The sequence below is a fragment of the Aliiroseovarius pelagivivens genome (assembly GCF_900302485.1).
GTDB lineage: Bacteria > Pseudomonadota > Alphaproteobacteria > Rhodobacterales > Rhodobacteraceae > Aliiroseovarius > Aliiroseovarius pelagivivens.
Genome location: NZ_OMOI01000001.1, coordinates 560295 through 578748, shown reverse-complemented (window position 1 = coordinate 578748; position 18454 = coordinate 560295). Strand labels below are relative to the sequence as shown.

The window sequence follows — 18454 nt, the reverse complement described above, 5'->3', positions numbered from 1 at the left end:
GCAATGCCTCAGATGACTTACTGCACTGCAACTATTGCATGGCATGGTGCGCACCTGCGCGATAGGCTGCGGCAAAGACGGAACAGGAGGCTGGCATGGACACGCATATCGGGATCATCGGTGGGTCGGGCATCTATCAGATGGACGGGTTGGAAGACGCGCGTTGGGTGGATGTCGAAAGCCCGTGGGGCACCCCATCCGACCAGATCCTGACCGGTCGGTTAGAGGGTGTCAACATGTCCTTTCTACCGCGCCACGGACGGGGGCATGTGCACAGTCCAACGGACGTGCCCTATCGCGCCAACATCGATGCGCTGAAGCGGCTGGGGGTCACAGATGTGATCAGCGTGTCAGCCTGTGGGTCTTTCCGGGAAGAGATGGCGCCGGGCGATTTTGTCGTTGTAGATCAGTTTATTGACCGGACCTTCGCACGGCAGAAGAGTTTCTTTGGATCAGGCTGCGTGGCTCATGTGGGCTTTGCCCACCCGACCTGCCCGCGCCTGTCTTCGGCCTGTGTTGACGCAGCGCGTGCGGCCGATGTCACGGTGCACGAGGGCGGAACGTATCTGGCGATGGAGGGGCCTCAGTTCTCGACACTCGCCGAAAGCCGAATGTATCGCGATCAGTGGGGCGCACATGTGATCGGCATGACCAACATGCCCGAGGCCAAGCTCGCCCGTGAAGCCGAGCTTTGCTATGCCTCGGTCGCGATGGTTACCGACTTTGATTGCTGGCACCCGGACCACGACGAGGTCGACGTGGCGCAGGTGATCGCCACGCTCACTGGCAATGGCGACAAGGCCAAACGGATGGTGGCGGGGCTGCCTGCGCGTCTGGGTACAGATCGCACGCCCTGCCCGCATGGCTGCGACCGCGCGCTCGACATGGCCATCATGACGGCCCCGGAAAAGCGCGATCCAGCCCTTCTGGGCAAATTGGATGCAGTTGCGAGACGGGTTTTGTGAACCGCCTGAACGGCGTCGACATAGCCCGATATCTTGCGTTTCTTGGCATGGTTTTGGTGAACTTTCGTCTGGTTGCCGAGGTTTCTTCGGGTTCCGATATTGGTTCGCTGATCACCGACAACTTGGAAGGTCGCGCCGCCGCGTTGTTCGTTATTCTGGCCGGCGTTGGCGTCAGTCTTGGCAAGCCCGCATGGCACCTGACCCTGCGCCGCGCCATCTTTCTGTTTACCGTCGGCATGTTGAACATGTTGATCTTCGACGCCGATATCCTGCATTTCTATGCGCTCTATTTCATCGTCGCGATGGCGTTTATGCGCAGCTCAAGCAACTGGCTTTTGGTGGGGGTCGCCGGTTTCATCGTGATTGCCTTTGCGGCTCAGCTCGTATTGGACTTCGATCAAGGCTGGAATTGGAACACGCTAAGCTATGCCGATTTCTGGACCGTCGAAGGCTTCCTTCGCCATTCCCTTTTCAACGGTTGGCACCCGGTATTCCCATGGGCGGCGTTTCTGCTTTGGGGCATGTGGCTGGGGCGACTGCCACTGGGACGTTGGACGGTGCAGATCGGCATGGTGCTGGGCGGAGCTCTGGTGGCGATTGCGGCTCATAAAGCCAGCAATGGTCTGATCAGTGATCCCGAGATTGGCGCCCTGATGGGTACCGAGCCCGTTCCGGCAGGGCCGCTTTACATGCTGGCTAGCGGGGCCACCGCCGTGGCGTTTCTAGGTGCAGTGCTGCTGATCACGCCAATATTGCTGGTTCTGCCTATCTTTCGTCGCCTTTGCGACGGCATGATCGTGGCCGGGCGCCAAACTCTGACCCACTATGTCGCGCATATCTTAATCGGCATGGGGGCGCTCGAGGCGTTCGGTCTACTCGACGGTTCGCTTCATCCGATGCAAATATTCTGGATCTCGATCGCCTATTGCGCATTTGCCGCGTTGTTCAGCTGGCTATGGTCGCATAAGTTCAGACGCGGGCCACTTGAGGCCGCCATGCGTCTGATCACCGAGGGGAAAACATGAAATCCGTCAAAGACTATATCCGCACCATCGTGGACTTCCCGCATGAAGGGATCCTGTTTCGCGATGTGACCACTTTGTTTTCCGACCCACGAGGGTTTCGAATGGCGGTGGACCAGATGCTGCACCCCTACGCAGGCATGCAGATTGACAAGGTAGTCGGACTTGAGGCGCGCGGCTTCATTCTGGGCGGCGCGATTGCGCATCAGCTGACACTGGGCTTCGTGCCAATTCGCAAGAAAGGCAAGCTGCCGGGGGCGACTTTGTCGGAATCCTATACGCTGGAATATGGCGAGGCCGTGATGGAGATCCATGACGACGCCATTCAGCCCGGTGAAAAGATATTGCTGGTGGACGATCTGCTGGCTACGGGTGGCACGGCCGAAGCTGGGATCAAACTGATCGAGCGTATGGGCGGCGAGATCGTGGGCTGTTCCTTCATCGTCGATCTGCCGGAACTGGGCGGGCGCAAGAAGCTGGAAGAACTTGGCATGGGCGTCGATGTTTTGTGCGAATTCGAAGGGCTGTGAACCCTCGGTTAACCAATAGGTCCTAAAGCTGTCCCTGCCCGGTCGGAGCCCGGGCGCTGCTTGTGCACATGAATAAAGTGCGGCGCCCCGCTTACCCGGCGGGGCGTTTTCCGTTTGGCGTTGGTACGTGGGTTCAGGCTTGTGGAAAGATCACGCCCGGATTCATGATCCCGTAGGGGTCTAGCGCCCGTTTGATCGCGCGCATGGCGGCTAAGCGGGCGGGATCGCCATAGCGGGCAAGCTCACCCGTTTTCAAACGGCCTATGCCGTGTTCGGCGCTGAAGGATCCGCCATAGACTTCCACCAAATCATAGACGGCGGTGCGAATGGCATCGCGCTGCGAGAGGTAGGTGGATTTGTCTTCCCCCACTGGTGGGAAGACGTTGTAGTGCAGATTTCCGTCACCAAGATGTCCAAAGGCGTTAACGCGGAATGGGCCGAGTCCAGCAAGCGCGTCATCCGCGCGGGTCAGAAAGGCAGGGACCTGCGACAGGGGCAGCGAAATATCATGCGAGCTGATCGCCCCCACTGCCTTGTTTGCCAACGGAATTTCCTCGCGCAGTTTCCATAGGGCGGTGCGTTGGGATTGGGACTGTGCAATGACACCATCGGACACCCGTCCCTCTTCCAATGCAGCCTCAAAAAGCGTCAGAAGCGCAGCTTCCGGGTCATCGGACGGGCCAAGGCCCAGGTCGATCAGCACGGACCACTCTGGCGTCTCGGCAAAGGGCTGCGGTCCGCCCATTCCGGCCTCGGCTAGAAACTCCAGCCCAGTGCCTTTAATCAATTCAAACGCACTGATCCCCTGCCCCAATTGGGCTTGTGCCAGCGCCAAAAGCTCTAGTGCCGCAGACGGATCACGCACGCACAAAAGCGCGGTGCCCGTGCGCGCGGGACGTGGAAACAGACGCAAGCTTGCGGCGGTGATCACACCCAGAGTGCCCTCGGCACCACAGAGAAGTGCGCGCAGATCATAGCCCGTGTTGTCCTTGCGCAGCCGCTTCAGCCCGTGATGGATGGTTCCATCGGGCAGAACGGCTTCGACCCCCAGACACAGCTCGCGCGCGGTGCCATAGCGCAGCACGTTCACGCCGCCCGCATTGGTCGACAGGCACCCGCCAATGCGACAAGACCCTTCGGATGCCAGCGACAGCGGGAACAACCGCTCTGCGCCTTCAGCTGCAGATTGGACATCGGCCAGAATGGCCCCAGCCTCAGCCACCAGAACATTCTCGGTGGGATGAACGGCACGGATGCGGGTCATTCGTTCGAGGCTTAGGATCACCGGGCGGGCGTTTTGCATCACCTGCCCGCCAACCAGCCCTGTGCCGCCGCCAAAGGGCACGACGGGCACGTGCGCATCGTTGCAGGCCCGAAGAATGGTGGAAACCTCGTCTACTGTTCCAGGCGCGATGAGCAAACCACCGTCGCCGTGAAACAGCCCACGCGGTTCTTCCAGATAGGCTGGGGTCAGGGGACGGAAAGCGGCGATCGGCAAGGCCGCGCGCAACTGTGCTTCGATGGCTTCATCGACAGATCTCACGTCACATCCCTTTTACTTCATCGTCCATCTGCAGGTCACCAAGCGGTCACCCTAGCCCGCTTGTGTGCGCCCGCGCCGATCTGACCTGAGGTTGGCATAGAGCACGTGATTGCGCCAGCGCCCGTTGATCTGAAGATAGCTTTGCGCCACGCCTTCGTATTTGTAGCCAACCTTTTCCAGCACCCCGCGCGATGCGGTGTTTTCTGGCAGACAGCCCGCTTCCAGCCGCGACAGGTCAAGCTCGTTGAAAGCATAATGCACCAGCGCCTCAAGCCCTTCGCGCATATAGCCCTGCCGCGCAAATCGTTCGCCGACCCAGTATCCGGTTGTACCGGCCTGCGACGGTCCGCGGCGAATGTTGTCGAGCGTCAACGCACCCAGCAGCACGCCGTCCTGCCGGCGAAACATGAAAAGTGGAAGTGCCGTGCCGCTTGAGACCGAACGATTGGCCCAATATACGCGATTTGTGAAACTTTTGCGGGTCAGGTGATCGGCAGCCCATGTGGGCTCCCATGGAGTCAGGAAGTCCCGGCTTGCAACCCGAAGCGCTGCCCATGCGCGATAGTCACCATGCAGGGGCGGGCGCAGGGTCATGCGTTCGGTTTCGATCCGAACCTTCTTGGGCCGCGAAAACATCAGGCCGCGCGCCTTTCCATCAATGCCTCCAGCGGCTCGGCTTTCGCCGCCGGGCCATAGACGGCCATCGCCATAGCGCTGTCTGACAGGGACGCACCAAAATCACGCAGGTCTTGCAGGGTTACGGCTTCGATCTTGGCGACCGTATCGGCCAAAGTCGGCACATGACCCCAAATCCCAACCAGACGCGCCATGCGTTCAGCACGCGCCGAGGGGCTTTCCAATCCCATCAGAAGCCCTGCTTTCATCTGGGTGCGCGCACGCTCTAGTTCGCGGTCAGACATGTCACTGGTGGCGCGTTTCATCTCGTCAATGCACAGGCCAGACAGGGCGGCGATGTCTTCGCCCGAGGTGCCCGCATAGACGGTCATCATACCCGTGTCGTCATACGACCCAACTTGCGAGAAAATCGAATAGCACAGCCCGCGTTTCTCGCGCACTTCTTGGAAAAGGCGCGAAGACATGCCGCCGCCCAAGGCGGAACTGAAGAGTTGCGCGGCATAAAATCCATCATCGCGGTACGAAGGTGCCTCGAACCCCAAGGTGAAATGCACTTGTTCGAGCGTATCATTGACCTCGACCCGCTCGCCCGAGGTCCAAACTGCCGTGTCTGGCACCAGCACAGGGCGGGGCGCCAGAGCGCCGAAGGCGGCTTCCGCCAGGCGCAAAATCTCGTCGTGGTCCACCGCTCCGGCTGCCGACAGGATCAGCTGCTCGGGGCCATAGTGCTGCCCCACAAACCCCGACAAGTCATCGCGGCCAAAGGACTTCACCCGTTCGGATGGGCCAAGAATGGTGCGGCCGATGGGCTGCTCGGGAAAGGCCGCTTCTTGCAGCCAGTCGAACACCACGTCATCGGGCGTATCCAGCGCCTGACCGATTTCCTGCAGGATCACACCACGTTCGATCTCGATCTCGCCCGTGTCAAAGACAGGGTTCAACACGATGTCCGAAATCACGTCGAGGCCAAGCGCCACGTCATCTTTCAGAACGCGCACGTAATAGGCCGTCACCTCGCGCGAGGTATAGGCGTTGATGTACCCGCCCACGTCTTCGATCGCCTCGGCAATCTCAAGCGCGTTGCGCTTTTGGGTGCCTTTGAAGGCCATATGCTCAAGGAAATGCGCGATGCCGTTTTGGGCCTGCGTTTCGTGGCGTCCACCCGCCATGACCCACACCCCAAGAGAGGCGCTTTCCAGCCCTGGCATGAATTCGGTCACGACGCGCACGCCGTTAGGAAGACGATCTAGACGCACGGTCATGCAGGTGTGGCCTTTCCGGTGCGCTCTAGAATCAGAGATTTCAACGCTTCAAGGTCGTTGGCTACGCGTGTCACGCGCTCGTCGCGGTCAAACAGGTCCGCCATACGCGGCGGCAGGGGGGCGTCTTCTCCGCAGGCGTCTTTCACGGCAGCCGGGAATTTCGCGGGGTGCGCGGTGGCCAGCGTAACCATCGGGCTATTGCCCAGATGTTCGTTGGCGACTTTCACGCCAATAGCCGAGTGCGGGCACAGGACTTCGCCCGTTGTGGCGAAGCTTGCCTTGATCTGAGCCATGGTTTCGTCTTCCGAGGCGCGGCCCGAGGTGAACTGCTCTTTCAAGAACTCCATCGCGCCTTGGCTGATCGAGAACCCACCGTCCTTGAGATCGTCCATTTGACCGGCAACGGCTTTGCCGTCACGACCGTATGCGTCAAACAGCGCGCGTTCAAAGTTCGAGGACACCTGAATGTCCATCGACGGGCTGATCGATGGCGTGACGCCCGCCTTGGTATAGGCACCGGTTTCCATCGTGCGGTGCAGGATGTCATTTTGGTTGGTGGCGATCACCAGTTGGTCAATCGGCAGGCCCATCTTCTTGGCGATATAGCCTGCGAAGATGTCACCGAAATTGCCAGTCGGCACGGTGAAGCTGATCTTGCGATCAGGCGCGCCCAGCGACACGGCGGACGAGAAATAGTATACCACCTGCGCCAGTACGCGTGCCCAGTTGATCGAGTTCACACCGGCAAGTTTCACGCCATCGCGGAAGTCGAAATCGTTGAACATGTCCTTCAGGCGTGCTTGGCAATCGTCGAAGTCACCATCCATAGCCAGCGCATGCACGTTGCTTTCCGACGGCGTGGTCATCTGACGGCGCTGTACTTCGGACACGCGGCCATGGGGGAACAGGATGAACACGTCGACCGCGTCCAGACCTTTGAAGGCCTCAATCGCCGCAGACCCGGTGTCACCCGACGTCGCGCCGACGATGGTCACTTTTTCTCCGCGACGGCTAAGGGCCACTTGGAACAGTTGGCCAATCAACTGCATCGCGAAATCTTTGAAGGCGAGCGTCGGGCCGTGGAAGAGCTCTAACAGGAAGTGGTTCGGGCCCAGCTGCACCAAGGGTGCACGGGCGTCGTGACCGAAACCAGCATATGCCTTGGCGATGATCTCTTTGAATTCCTCATCGGTGAAGGTGTCGCCCACGAAGGGGCGCATCACGCGAAAGGCGATCTCTTCATAGGACAGGCCCGCCAGCGCCGCGATCTCGGCCTTTGACATGGTCGGCACGGTTTCCGGCACATAAAGGCCGCCGTCACGGGCAAGGCCGGTGAGCATGGCGTCTTCAAAGCTGAGAACAGGTGCGTCGCCGCGGGTCGAGATATAGCGCATCGGAAGTGAGTCCTTCAGGTGTTTCGGCGTTTCTTACGCCAAAGCAGAGTAAGTGTCATCATCGACCATGTCAGGGCCAACAAAAACCATGTGCCTGCGTATTCAAGGTGTCGGTTCGGAACCCCGTCCGAGGTGACGGGAAGTGGAAGCACACGCGGCTCGGGTGGGGTCATATGGCGGGTGATGATAAAGATCGGTTGGGTGCCCAGCACTTCCGCCATTTGGTCAAGGTCACGGGCAAACCATGTATTGCCTGCCACATCGTTTTCCGGGGTCGAGCTAAGCCGGTCAGCAGGCCAGTGCAGGTTGCCCTCAATCTGGACCGGGCCTTCAGGCACCGGCGGCATCTCGTCTGCCACACGGATGAAGCCCCTGTCGATCAGGATCGCGCCCTGCTCGGTCAGAAAAGGTGAAATCAAACGATACCCTGCTCCGGCCTGTTTGGTGGACACCAGCACGCGCAGCGTACCTTCGCCAAAACTGCCACTGACAATAACCGGAAGATAGGTGTCTTGGGCCTTGTCTGGCGTATCCGGCAGGGACACCGGGTCGGCCGCGATACGGGCGTCGATATTGGCCAGCACGCCCTCTTTCCATTGCAGACGCTGCACCTGCCAAGTGCCCAGCCCGACAAACAGGGTCAGGACCGCAAGGCTAAGGATGATCGTGATAGCTTGGCGCATGACAGAGATCCGAAAAGAGAAAGGCGCGAGAGTTTCCCCTCGCGCCCTTGATTAGGACTAATCGCAGGTCAGGTTCAACCGCCCCAGATGTAAACAGCGGCGAACAGGAACAGCCATACAACGTCAACGAAGTGCCAGTACCAAGCGGCGGCTTCGAAGCCGACGTGGCTTTCCGGAGTGAAGTGACCCTTCATCGCGCGCAGAAGGCAGATGAACAGGAAGATGGTACCGACGATCACGTGGAAACCGTGGAAGCCAGTGGCCATGAAGAAGTTGGCGCCATAGATGTTGCCCGAGAAGTCAAAGGCAGCGTGGCTGTATTCGTAGGCCTGGAAGATGGTGAAGATCACGCCCAGGATCACCGCCAAGGTCAGACCCCAAACAAGGTCTTTGCGGTTGTTTTCATGTGCAATTGCGTGGTGCGCCCAGGTCACGGCACAGCCCGACAGCAGCAGGATCAGCGTGTTGATCAGCGGCAGATGCCACGGGTCGAAGGTTTCGATGCCAACCGGCGGCCAAACACCGTCGATCGCGGGCGAGCCTTCCGTCATCGGGTACATGGCGTGCTTGAAGAAGCTCCAGAACCACGCGACGAAGAACATGACTTCGGACATGATGAACAGGATAACGCCATAGCGCAGACCGATTTTCACGACCGAAGTGTGGTCACCGGTTTCGCCTTCATGCACAACGTCCGACCACCAGGCGAACATGACATAGAGAACGCCAGCCAGGCCGGCGAAGAACAGCCAAGGCGTGCCATTGGCCATCCATTGAACAGCGCCAAACAGCATGACGAAGCCAGCTACAGCACCCAGAAACGGGTTTACCGAAGGCGGCAGAATGTGAAAATCGTGGTTCTTTGCATGTGCCATAAGCGTCTAGTCCCTGTTCTTCTGGCGTCAGTTTTGCACAACCGTCTGGGGTGCCTCAAGCGAAGCGACCTCTTCCGGCAATTCGGTTTCGTGGAATGTGTAGGACAACGTGATCGCATTCACGTATTTGCCCTCGTCATCCTCGATAATTTCGGGGTCCACGTAGAAGGTGACCGGCATGGTCACGCGTTCTCCGGGTTGCAGCACCTGCTGTTCAAAGCAGAAGCAGTCAATCTTGGTGAAAAAGCCGCCAGCCGAGAACGGGGCGACGTTATAGCTGGCAGTGCCGGCGACCGGGCGGTCTGTCGGGTTGTAAGCCTCATAGAAGGCCAACCCGGTTTCACCCAGACGAATTTCCATCTCGCGCTGGACGGGTTTGAAATCCCACGGCATGCCGCGTTCTTTCGATGCGTCGAAGCGGACCAGCACCTTGCGGTCCAGCACCACGTCGGACGCTTTCGCGGCCACACCCGTGACACCGCCAAAGCCAGTAACCCGGCAGAACCAGTCATAGAACGGAACCGACGCCCAGCTGAGCGATCCCATCAGGATCACAACGCCGACCATCTTGGCTGCCGTCATCTGGTGCTGCGAAAGGCTCATTGGCTGGCCTCCGTCGCAGTTTCCGGCTGATACAGTTCGCTCACTTTCGCCACGGTCAAGCCGTAAACAAGGGCGACAAAACCCACCAACACGATGCCCAGACCGACATTGCGGCTGAACCGGCGCTTGTGCATTTCATGTTCTGCTTTGATCGCCATCAGCCCCAGCCCCCCAGTCCGAAGGGTTTCAACGAAGCTTCAACCAGCAACGCGCCATAGTGCAGGAACAGGTACGCCAGCGACAGTTTGAATAGACCGCGTTCGGCCTTGTGACTGTCCGCGTCGCTGTTTGCATCGGTGCGGCGGAACACGTCCCACGCACCTTTGATGAACATAGCGTTCAGAACCAGCGCGATCACCATATAGGTGGGGCCACCAACCGAGGTCAGGCCAAGCGCGATAGCTACGGCAGCCAGCGCAAAGGTATAGCCAAGGATGTGCGCGCGGGTTGCTTTACGGCCGTGGGTCACGGTCAGCATCGGCACGCCAGCGTTGGCATAATCACCCTTGGTGAACAGCGCCAGCGCCCAGAAATGGGGCGGCGTCCATGCGAAAGTCAGAGCAAACATCAGGACGCTTTCGATCGAGATCCCGCCCGTGGCGACAGCCCAACCGATCATCGGAGGGAACGCGCCCGCCGCGCCACCGATCACGATGTTCTGCGGGGTCCAGCGCTTTAGCCACATCGTGTAGATCACGACATAGAAGAAAATGGTGAAGGCCAGCAAGGCTGCGGCCATCATGTTCGAGGCCAGCCCCAACATTACGACGGCCATGACCGACAGGGTGATGCCGATGGCAAACGCCTCGCCTTCTTCGACTTTGCCCGACGGGATCGGGCGGGTCAGCGTGCGCTTCATCTTGCGGTCGATGTCAGCGTCCCACCACATGTTCAAAGCGCCCGAAGCACCACCACCTACGGCGATGAACAGGATCGAGGCCAATCCAACCACTGGGTTCACGCCAACCGGCGCGACCAGCAGCCCGACAAGGGCCGTGAACACCACCAGCGACATCACACGCGGTTTCAGCAGCGCGAAATAGTCGCCAAACCCGGCTTCGCCGGTTTCGGTCTTGGTGGATTGGATGCTGGCGTCAGTCATGTTTTTATGGCGCTCTGGCTAGGGTCTTTTTTGCAAGAAACCGCCCCCGGAAGGGCGGTCTGTGGGAAGGGGTTACCCCTTCCGCATGATCAGTTGGCCGATGCGACCTGAATGGCAGGTAAGGTGGTCGCGTCGCCTGCATATTCCTCGATCGCGCCTTTCAGCCAAGCTTCATACTCGGCCTCGGTCACGGCTTTCACAGTGATCGGCATATAGGCGTGGTCTTTGCCGCACAGTTCCGAACACTGGCCGAAATAGATGCCTTCCTTGCCGGGCTCGACTTCGAACCACAGCTCGGCCAGACGACCGGGAACAGCGTCCTGCTTCACACCAAAGGCCGGGATGGTCCACGAGTGGATCACGTCGGCGGCGGTTACCTGCATCACAACTTTCTTGCCGGTGGGCACGACAACTGCGGTGTCGGTGGCCAGCAGGTAATCGCTCTGATCGTATCCGTGCTCTTCCAGAGCCGATTTATCCAGCAGGAAGCTGTCGAAACCGAATTCGTGCTCGGGATACTCATAGCCCCAGTACCACTGATAACCAGTGACCTTGATCACAACGTCACCCTTGGGAATGACCTGCTGCTGGAACAGAACCGGCAGCGAGAAGGCCCCGATGAAGACCAGGATCACGACGGGGATCAGGGTCCATGCGATTTCAATCGGCGTGTGGTGCGAGAAGGTCGCGGGCTCGGGGTTGGCGCGACGGTTGTGGCGCACGATAACGTAGGCCAGCAAAGCAGTTACGAAGATCGTAATCCCGAAGATGATCACATTGATCATAGCATCAAGCCCTTGGGCCGCTTCGGCAACGCTGGTCACGGCTGGCTGGAAGCCTGTGCCGCCTTGTACCGGTTTACCGATCACCTCAAGATTTTCCTGAGCTGTGGCGACACCCGCCGTCATCATTGCTGTTGCAGTGGCGAAAAGGCTGCTGAAACGCATCATAATCGTCTTTCTCTTCCCTGTGCGGCGCGGCCCGGCACCGGTGATTTCCGGTTCAGGCTGCAGCGCGCTCATGCCTCTCCCGCGCACGGGCACGGGAATCCCTTGTTTCTCATTGGTGTGAAACCATATTAGAAAGCTGGGAACAAGGAAAAACCTTCGCAAGTTAACGAACAACGTCGCGTTTAGCGCAAACTAAAGGCCCCTCATGACCGACACCTCCCCCTTTCGCCCGTTCGAGACCCTGATCGCTCAGGATGAGGCACAGAAGATTCTGGCCCAAACCACCCATGGTGCTGATGATGGCGAGCTTTTTCTCGAGCGGATGCGGTCCGAGGCGCTGGTGTTCGATGACGGACGCCTGCGCAATGCCAGCTATGATGCTTCCGAGGGGTTCGGTCTGCGCGCTGTAAAAGGCGAAACGACCGGATACGCCCACTCGACCGAGATCAGCGAAGCTGCTCTGAAACGAGCGGCCTCGACCGTGGCTTTGGCCGTCGGTGACGGTGGGGGCACATGGGCGGACGCCCCTGCCCGCACCAACCGAAAGCTCTATACAGATGCCGACCCGATGGCAGATGCGGGGTTTGGCTTGAAGGTCGAAACCCTGCGTGAGATTGATGCGTTTACCCGCGACCTCGATTCACGGGTGGTGCAAGTCTCGGCGACCATCGCGGCCAGCCTGCAAGAGGTGCACATCCTGCGCCCCGATGGTCAGTTGGTGTCGGACACGCGCCCCATGACACGCCTGAATGTGTCGGTCATCGTAGAAAAAGATGGGCGGCGGGAAAGCGGCTCTTCGGGTGGTGGTGGACGTGCGGGACTAACTGGTTTGATGGACCCGCAACACTGGCAAAGCACCGCGCGCGAGGCGCTGCGAATTGCGTTGGTAAACCTAGACGCGGTGCCCGCGCCTGCGGGCATGATGGATGTAGTTCTGGGCAATGGCTGGCCGGGTATCCTGCTACACGAGGCCGTGGGCCATGGGCTTGAAGGTGACTTTAACCGCAAGGGTACCTCGGCCTTCTCGGGCCTTGTCGGCCAGCAAGTGGCTGCAAAGGGCGTGACAGTCGTCGATGATGGCACCCTGCCCGACCGGCGCGGGTCGATCACCGTGGATGACGAGGGCACCCCTTCGGGCCGTGCTGTGTTGATCGAGGACGGCGTGCTTGTCGGCTATATGCAAGACCGCCAAAACGCACGCCTGATGGGGGTCGCCCCTACGGGGAATGGGCGTCGCCAAAGCTATGCCCATGCCCCGATGCCGCGCATGACAAACACCATCATGGAAGGCGGCAACGCCACCCCGGAAGAAGTGTTGGGAGAGCTGAAAGACGGCATCTATGCCGTTGGATTCGGTGGTGGCCAAGTGGACATCACCAACGGAAAGTTCGTGTTCTCCTGCACCGAAGCCTACCGCGTCGAAGGCGGTAAAGTCGGTGCGCCGGTTAAAGGCGCCACGCTGATTGGGGACGGCCCACAGGCGATGAAGCAAATTCGCGCGATTGGGAATGACATGGCGCTGGATCCGGGCGTTGGCACCTGCGGCAAAGCGGGTCAGTCTGTGCCTGTTGGCGTGGGCCAGCCATCGCTGTTGATCGGCGGCCTGACGGTTGGGGGCTCGGCTGCGTAGCATCCACCAAAGCCGCCTGAATTACGTGGTGGATCGCGCAATTCGATGTGATTCACCCGTCATTAACCATTCTTACGGCAAGCTGATCCGGTAAAAGACGGAATCACGCATGACCAAGGACCTTTTCCAACCTCTTCACCCCATTCCCTCACCCAGGACAGCGGACGAGGCTCTGGCGTGGATCCGTCTTTTGCGTTCGCGCCGTGTGGGCGTATCGACCTTTTTCAGACTTCTGGGCGAACATGGCACGGCTGAGGCCGCGCTGCAGGCCCTGCCCGACGTTGCAGCAGCGGCTGGCGTGAAAGACTATGCACTCTGCCCTGAACAAGTGGCCGAAGACGAATATCATCGCGCGCAGATGGCGGGCGCCAAGATGATCTGCTGGGGCAGTGAAGCCTATCCGGCGCTATTGTCCGAAATATCCGACCCGCCTCCGTTTTTCTGGGCGATGGGGGACACAACCCTTCTGCATAAACCCATCGTCGCGCTGATCGGCGCGCGCAACGCTTCGTCCATTGGGACGCGAATGGCCCGCAAGTTGGCAAATGAACTGGGCGAGGCCGGATTCACCATCATTTCAGGCCTTGCACGTGGGATCGACACGGTCGCTCATGAAGCCGCCCTGAAAGCCAGCAATACCATCGCGGTGATGGCCGGAGGGGTCGACGTCATCTATCCGAAAGAAAACACCGACTTGGCCGAAGACATCGCCCGTGGCGGTCTGCGCATCTCGGAAATCCCACCCGGCGTTACCCCGCAGGCACGGCATTTTCCGCGTCGCAACAGGTTGATCTCGGGTCTGGCGCGCGCAGTGGTGGTCGTCGAAGCTGCCGCAAAATCTGGATCGCTTCTGACCGCACGCAACGCTCTGGATCAGGGGCGAGATGTGCTGGCAGTGCCGGGGCATCCTTTCGATGCCCGTGCCTATGGCTGCAACATGCTGATCCGGGATGGAGCCGCATTGGTACGCAACGCGGCAGATGTGATTGAAGCCATCGGTCCGGCGACATCTTCGGCTATTTCTGACGCGAAAACGCGCGCAAATGACGCTTCTGCGACCACAGAATTGGTTGGAACTCGCGACAAAAGGACATTGGCGGAAACCGCCGAATTGCATGGTCAGATCCTGTCCAGACTGGGATCTTGCCCCTTGGCCGAGGATCAGTTGATCCGCGATATTGGTCACTCACATGGTCTGGGCTCGAAACAGATTCTGCCGGAACTGGTGAATCTTGAGCTTGAAGGGCGCATCACCCGCCAAGCAGGGGGGCTTCTTTCGAAGCCCTCGTGATCTGTGGCATGATTGGTAATATCTTTTTACCAATTTAGCGCTAAACCTTGCCCAATCGTTACAAAAACTGTTGCGCCGCGATGCAGCGCGCCCTACGACTCCTGCAATTCCAAATACGGGACAAGGGGAACACTGATGCGCGACTTTCAGAAAATCCTGATCGCCAATCGCGGCGAGATTGCGATCCGCGTGATGCGGGCGGCCAACGAAATGGGCAAAAAGACCGTCGCGGTCTATGCCGAAGAAGACAAACTGGGCCTGCACCGGTTTAAAGCGGACGAAGCCTACCGGATCGGTGAAGGCATGGGCCCGGTGGCCGCCTATTTGTCGATTGACGAGATCATCCGAGTTGCCAAGGAATGCGGCGCCGACGCGATCCATCCCGGTTATGGCCTTCTCTCTGAGAACCCAGATTTCGTCGATGCCTGCGCAGCGAATGGTATCACCTTCATCGGCCCCAAGGCCGAAACAATGCGCGCACTTGGCGACAAAGCCTCGGCACGGAAGGTTGCGATTGAGGCTGGCGTACCTGTCATCCCGGCCACTGAAGTGCTGGGCGACGACATGGCCGCTATCAAGGAAGAAGCCGCCAAAACCGGCTATCCCTTGATGCTGAAAGCCAGCTGGGGCGGTGGTGGCCGTGGCATGCGCCCGATCTTCAGTGAAGACGAAGTCGAGGAAAAGGTGCTGGAAGGCCGCCGCGAGGCTGAAGCTGCCTTCGGCAACGGCGAGGGCTATCTGGAAAAGATGATCACCCGCGCCCGCCACGTCGAGGTTCAGATCCTGGGCGACAGTCACGGCAATATCTATCACCTTTACGAACGCGACTGCTCGGTCCAGCGCCGCAACCAGAAAGTCGTGGAACGCGCGCCCGCACCGTATCTAAGCGAAGCGCAGCGTGAGGAACTCTGCGAACTTGGTCGCAAAATCTGTAGCCACGTGAACTATGAATGTGCGGGTACGGTCGAATTCCTGATGGATATGGAAACGGGCAAGTTCTACTTCATCGAAGTAAACCCGCGTGTTCAGGTTGAGCACACCGTTACCGAAGAAGTCACCGGCATCGACATCGTGCAGGCACAGATCCTGATCGCCGAGGGCAAGTCGCTGGCCGAGGCCACCGGCAAAGCCAGCCAGTATGACATCCGTCTCAATGGCCATGCGCTTCAAACCCGCGTGACCACGGAAGACCCGCAAAACAACTTCATCCCGGATTACGGCCGCATCACCGCCTATCGCTCGGCCACGGGAATGGGGATCCGTCTGGACGGCGGCACGGCTTATGCGGGCGGAGTGATCACGCGCTACTACGATTCACTTCTCACCAAGGTCACGGCTTGGGCGCAGACGCCCGAGAAAGCGATTGCCCGCATGGACCGCGCACTGCGCGAGTTCCGCGTACGCGGCGTGTCGACCAACATCGCGTTCGTCGAAAACCTGCTGAAGCATCCGACCTTCCTGAACAATCAATACACGACCACGTTCATCGACGAGACGCCGGATCTGTTCAAGTTCTCGAAGCGTCGCGACCGCGGCACCAAGGTGCTGACCTATATCGCGGACATCACCGTGAACGGTCACCCCGAGACCGAAGGCCGCCCTGCCCCTGCCGAGGATCTGAAAACGCCAAAGCCCCCCGCTTTGCGCGCTGTACCCGCCCCCGGCACCCGCACGCTGCTTGAAGCCGAAGGCCCGCAGGCCGTTGCCGATTGGATGAAAGCGCAGAAACAGCTTCTGATCACCGACACCACCATGCGTGACGGACACCAGTCGCTGCTGGCGACCCGCATGCGCTCGATCGACATGATTAAGGTGGCACCAGCCTATGCGGCGAATTTGCCAAGCCTGTTCAGCGTCGAATGCTGGGGTGGCGCGACCTTCGACGTGGCGTACCGTTTCTTGCAGGAATGCCCGTGGCAGCGCCTACGTGATCTGCGCAACACGATGCCCAATGTGATGACGCAAATGCTGCTGCGCGCCTCGAACGGGGTGGGCTACACCAACTATCCTGACAATGTGGTGCAGGAATTTGTGCGTCAGGCAGCCGTTTCCGGCGTCGATGTGTTCCGCGTGTTCGATTCTCTCAACTGGGTGGAAAACATGCGCGTCGCGATGGATGCCGTGGTCGACGCAGGCAAGGTCTGCGAGGGCACAGTTTGCTATACCGGCGACATCCTGAACCCGGATCGGTCGAAATATGACCTGAAGTACTATGTCGGCATGGCGAAAGAGCTCGAGGCCGCTGGCGCTCACGTTCTGGGTCTGAAAGACATGGCAGGCCTGTTGAAACCGGCCGCCGCACGCGTACTGATCAAGGCGCTGAAAGAAGAGGTCGGGCTGCCGATCCACTTCCACACACATGACACTTCGGGCATCGCAGGCGCGACGATTCTGGCCGCATCAGATGCGGGCGTGGATGCCGTGGATGCGGCGATGGATGCGTTCTCGGGCGGGACGTCGCAAGCCTGTTTGGGGTCGGTGGTCGAGGCCCTTCGCAACACCGACCGCGACACCGGGCTGGATATCGGCGCGATCCGCGAGATCTCGAACTATTGGGAAGGTGTGCGCCATCAATACGCTGCGTTTGAAAGCGGGCTGGAAGCACCGGCGTCAGAGGTTTATCTGCACGAAATGCCCGGCGGCCAGTTCACCAACCTGAAGGCGCAGGCGCGTTCGTTGGGTCTGGAAGAGAAGTGGCCGGACGTGGCGCAAAGCTATGCGGATGTGAACAAGATGTTCGGGGACATCGTGAAGGTGACACCCTCGTCCAAAGTGGTGGGCGACATGGCCCTGATGATGGTCAGCCAAGGCCTGACCCGTGACGAGGTCGAGGATCCCAAGACCGATGTGGCCTTCCCGGATTCGGTGGTCGACATGATGCGCGGCAATTTGGGCCAGCCTCCGGGCGGTTTCCCGAAGTCGATCATCCAGAAGGTGCTGAAGGACGAGAAACCAAATGTGGAACGCCCCGGCAAACATCTGGAACCAGTCGACCTTGAGGCCAAACGCGCCGAGCTGTCGAAAGAGCTGGAAGGCTTCAAGGTCGATGATGAAGATCTGAATGGATACCTGATGTACCCTAAGGTCTTCCTCGACTACATGGGACGCCACCGTCAGTACGGTCCAGTGCGCACTCTGCCAACCAAGACCTTCTTCTATGGCATGGAGCCGGGCGAAGAGATCTCGGCCGAGATTGATCCCGGCAAGACACTGGAAATCCGCATGCAAGCATTGGGTGAAACCGATGAGAATGGCGAAGTGAAGGTGTTCTTTGAATTGAACGGCCAACCGCGCACGATCCGTGTGCCGAACCGTTTGGTTAAATCCGCAACCGAGGCGCGCCCCAAGGCCGAAGACGGCAACCACAACCATGTGGGCGCTCCGATGCCCGGCGTAGTGGCATCTGTCGCTGTAACAGCAGGGCAGCAGGTACACGAAGGCGATCTGCTTCTGACCATCGAGGCGATGAAGATGGAAACCGGCATCCACGCCGAACGCGACGCGGTGGTAACGGCTTTGCACATTCAAGCAGGCGGTCAGATTGATGCAAAAGACCTGCTGGTAGAACTAGAGTAACAGCCACAATCAGGAAAACGAAAACGGCCGCCTTAAAGGCGGCCGTTTTTCATTCAGCGACACAAAACATTGGCCTAAGCCCGGCTTAAAACTCACTCTCACGACTTTGCCGCGCCTTAACCTGGCAATGATTGTGGTGGTTATGCGCATCCCGGTGGTTTGCGTCGTGACAGGTAGGACAAAGAGCGATCGCTGTCAGTACACGCCCTCCACCCCCCAAACGCGCCATATATTCATCACCACACACCTCAAGGCTTTCACCCCGAGCAGCCAGCTCTGCAGACGTCACGCCACAGCATTCACACCGTTTCAGATGCAGCGCTTCGCGGCGCTCACGCTCCGTAACCACTTTTTGATAGTTGCATGATTCTAGTTCCAAAACCCCACCCTCC

The 18454-nt window shown here is 59.4% G+C and carries 16 protein-coding genes; 6 read left to right on the top strand and 10 right to left on the bottom strand.

All coding sequences use genetic code 11. The features are described from left to right. The first annotated feature begins 95 nt into the window (after positions 1-95). The 3 genes from ALP8811_RS02810 to ALP8811_RS02800 are packed head-to-tail and all read left to right on the top strand — an operon-like array spanning position 96 to position 2517. Positions 96-965 (top strand): S-methyl-5'-thioadenosine phosphorylase, encoded by an 870-nt coding sequence (locus tag ALP8811_RS02810; protein ID WP_108855662.1) that lies wholly within the window; start codon positions 96-98, stop codon positions 963-965. Further along, positions 962-1990, top strand: a complete 1029-nt coding sequence (locus tag ALP8811_RS02805) for a DUF418 domain-containing protein (RefSeq protein WP_108855661.1) — start codon at positions 962-964, stop codon at positions 1988-1990. The genes ALP8811_RS02810 and ALP8811_RS02805 overlap by 4 nt, the downstream gene beginning before the upstream one ends. Then, positions 1987-2517, top strand: coding sequence for an adenine phosphoribosyltransferase (locus ALP8811_RS02800; protein WP_108855660.1), 531 nt, complete (start codon positions 1987-1989; stop codon positions 2515-2517). Before ALP8811_RS02805 ends, ALP8811_RS02800 begins: the two co-directional genes overlap by 4 nt. A gap of 133 nt (positions 2518-2650) precedes the next feature. Here the strand turns inward: ALP8811_RS02800 and ALP8811_RS02795 are convergent, their stop codons facing one another. The 10 genes from ALP8811_RS02795 to coxB form a co-directional block, all read right to left on the bottom strand. Continuing rightward, positions 2651-4060 (bottom strand): FAD-binding oxidoreductase, encoded by a 1410-nt coding sequence (locus ALP8811_RS02795; RefSeq protein ID WP_108855659.1) that lies wholly within the window; start codon positions 4058-4060, stop codon positions 2651-2653. A 51-nt stretch (positions 4061-4111) separates the two neighbouring features. Then, on the bottom strand, positions 4112-4696 hold the full coding sequence (locus tag ALP8811_RS02790) for a GNAT family N-acetyltransferase (protein ID WP_108855658.1): 585 nt from the start codon (positions 4694-4696) through the stop codon (positions 4112-4114). Continuing rightward, complete coding sequence (locus tag ALP8811_RS02785) at positions 4696-5958, bottom strand: M16 family metallopeptidase (protein ID WP_108855657.1); 1263 nt, start codon at positions 5956-5958, stop codon at positions 4696-4698. Before ALP8811_RS02785 ends, ALP8811_RS02790 begins: the two co-directional genes overlap by 1 nt. Further along, a complete protein-coding gene (thrC, locus tag ALP8811_RS02780) occupies positions 5955-7352 on the bottom strand; it encodes a threonine synthase (protein WP_108855656.1) in 1398 nt (465 codons plus the stop codon). Before thrC ends, ALP8811_RS02785 begins: the two co-directional genes overlap by 4 nt. A gap of 14 nt (positions 7353-7366) precedes the next feature. After that, entirely contained in the window at positions 7367-8035 is a 669-nt protein-coding gene (locus tag ALP8811_RS02775) for an SURF1 family protein (protein WP_108855655.1), read from the bottom strand. 74 nt (positions 8036-8109) lie between these two features. Further along, a complete protein-coding gene (locus ALP8811_RS02770) occupies positions 8110-8910 on the bottom strand; it encodes a cytochrome c oxidase subunit 3 (RefSeq protein ID WP_108855654.1) in 801 nt (266 codons plus the stop codon). 27 nt (positions 8911-8937) lie between these two features. Then, entirely contained in the window at positions 8938-9513 is a 576-nt protein-coding gene (locus ALP8811_RS02765; RefSeq protein ID WP_108855653.1) for a cytochrome c oxidase assembly protein, read from the bottom strand. After that, positions 9510-9671 carry a cytochrome c oxidase system small membrane protein gene (locus ALP8811_RS16300; protein WP_181363675.1) on the bottom strand — a complete coding sequence of 54 codons (162 nt, stop codon included), beginning with the start codon at positions 9669-9671 and terminating at the stop codon, positions 9510-9512. Before ALP8811_RS16300 ends, ALP8811_RS02765 begins: the two co-directional genes overlap by 4 nt. Then, the gene (cyoE, locus tag ALP8811_RS02760) at positions 9671-10615 is read right to left on the bottom strand and encodes a heme o synthase (protein ID WP_108855652.1); all 945 of its coding nucleotides are present in this window, start codon (positions 10613-10615) and stop codon (positions 9671-9673) included. The genes ALP8811_RS16300 and cyoE overlap by 1 nt, the downstream gene beginning before the upstream one ends. Positions 10616-10704: 89 nt before the next feature. Continuing rightward, positions 10705-11565 (bottom strand): cytochrome c oxidase subunit II, encoded by an 861-nt coding sequence (gene coxB / locus ALP8811_RS02755; protein ID WP_108857401.1) that lies wholly within the window; start codon positions 11563-11565, stop codon positions 10705-10707. Between the two features lie 205 nt (positions 11566-11770). Here coxB and tldD point away from each other — a divergent pair, with 205 nt between their 5' ends. The 3 genes from tldD (at position 11771) to ALP8811_RS02740 (ending at position 18062) form a co-directional block, all read left to right on the top strand. Continuing rightward, positions 11771-13195: a metalloprotease TldD gene (gene tldD, locus ALP8811_RS02750; protein WP_108855651.1), complete on the top strand. Its 1425-nt coding sequence runs from the start codon at positions 11771-11773 to the stop codon at positions 13193-13195. 109 nt (positions 13196-13304) lie between these two features. Then, the gene (dprA, locus tag ALP8811_RS02745; RefSeq protein ID WP_108855650.1) at positions 13305-14486 is read left to right on the top strand and encodes a DNA-processing protein DprA; all 1182 of its coding nucleotides are present in this window, start codon (positions 13305-13307) and stop codon (positions 14484-14486) included. A 135-nt stretch (positions 14487-14621) separates the two neighbouring features. Further along, entirely contained in the window at positions 14622-18062 is a 3441-nt protein-coding gene (locus tag ALP8811_RS02740; RefSeq protein ID WP_108855649.1) for a pyruvate carboxylase, read from the top strand. Positions 18063-18454 lie beyond the last annotated feature (392 nt).

What these genes read in the sequence shown, in the direction of transcription:
- ALP8811_RS02810 (WP_108855662.1), top strand. Translation starts at nt 96, where the DNA reads ATGGACACGCATATCGGGATCATCGGTGGGTCGGGCATCTATCAGATG.
- ALP8811_RS02800 (WP_108855660.1), top strand. Translation starts at nt 1,987, where the DNA reads ATGAAATCCGTCAAAGACTATATCCGCACCATCGTGGACTTCCCGCAT.
- ALP8811_RS02790 (WP_108855658.1), bottom strand. Translation starts at nt 4,696, where the DNA reads ATGTTTTCGCGGCCCAAGAAGGTTCGGATCGAAACCGAACGCATGACC.
- ALP8811_RS02785 (WP_108855657.1), bottom strand. Translation starts at nt 5,958, where the DNA reads ATGACCGTGCGTCTAGATCGTCTTCCTAACGGCGTGCGCGTCGTGACC.
- thrC (WP_108855656.1), bottom strand. Translation starts at nt 7,352, where the DNA reads ATGCGCTATATCTCGACCCGCGGCGACGCACCTGTTCTCAGCTTTGAA.
- ALP8811_RS02775 (WP_108855655.1), bottom strand. Translation starts at nt 8,035, where the DNA reads ATGCGCCAAGCTATCACGATCATCCTTAGCCTTGCGGTCCTGACCCTG.
- ALP8811_RS02770 (WP_108855654.1), bottom strand. Translation starts at nt 8,910, where the DNA reads ATGGCACATGCAAAGAACCACGATTTTCACATTCTGCCGCCTTCGGTA.
- ALP8811_RS02765 (WP_108855653.1), bottom strand. Translation starts at nt 9,513, where the DNA reads ATGAGCCTTTCGCAGCACCAGATGACGGCAGCCAAGATGGTCGGCGTT.
- ALP8811_RS16300 (WP_181363675.1), bottom strand. Translation starts at nt 9,671, where the DNA reads ATGGCGATCAAAGCAGAACATGAAATGCACAAGCGCCGGTTCAGCCGC.
- cyoE (WP_108855652.1), bottom strand. Translation starts at nt 10,615, where the DNA reads ATGACTGACGCCAGCATCCAATCCACCAAGACCGAAACCGGCGAAGCC.
- coxB (WP_108857401.1), bottom strand. Translation starts at nt 11,565, where the DNA reads ATGATGCGTTTCAGCAGCCTTTTCGCCACTGCAACAGCAATGATGACG.
- tldD (WP_108855651.1), top strand. Translation starts at nt 11,771, where the DNA reads ATGACCGACACCTCCCCCTTTCGCCCGTTCGAGACCCTGATCGCTCAG.
- dprA (WP_108855650.1), top strand. Translation starts at nt 13,305, where the DNA reads ATGACCAAGGACCTTTTCCAACCTCTTCACCCCATTCCCTCACCCAGG.
- ALP8811_RS02740 (WP_108855649.1), top strand. Translation starts at nt 14,622, where the DNA reads ATGCGCGACTTTCAGAAAATCCTGATCGCCAATCGCGGCGAGATTGCG.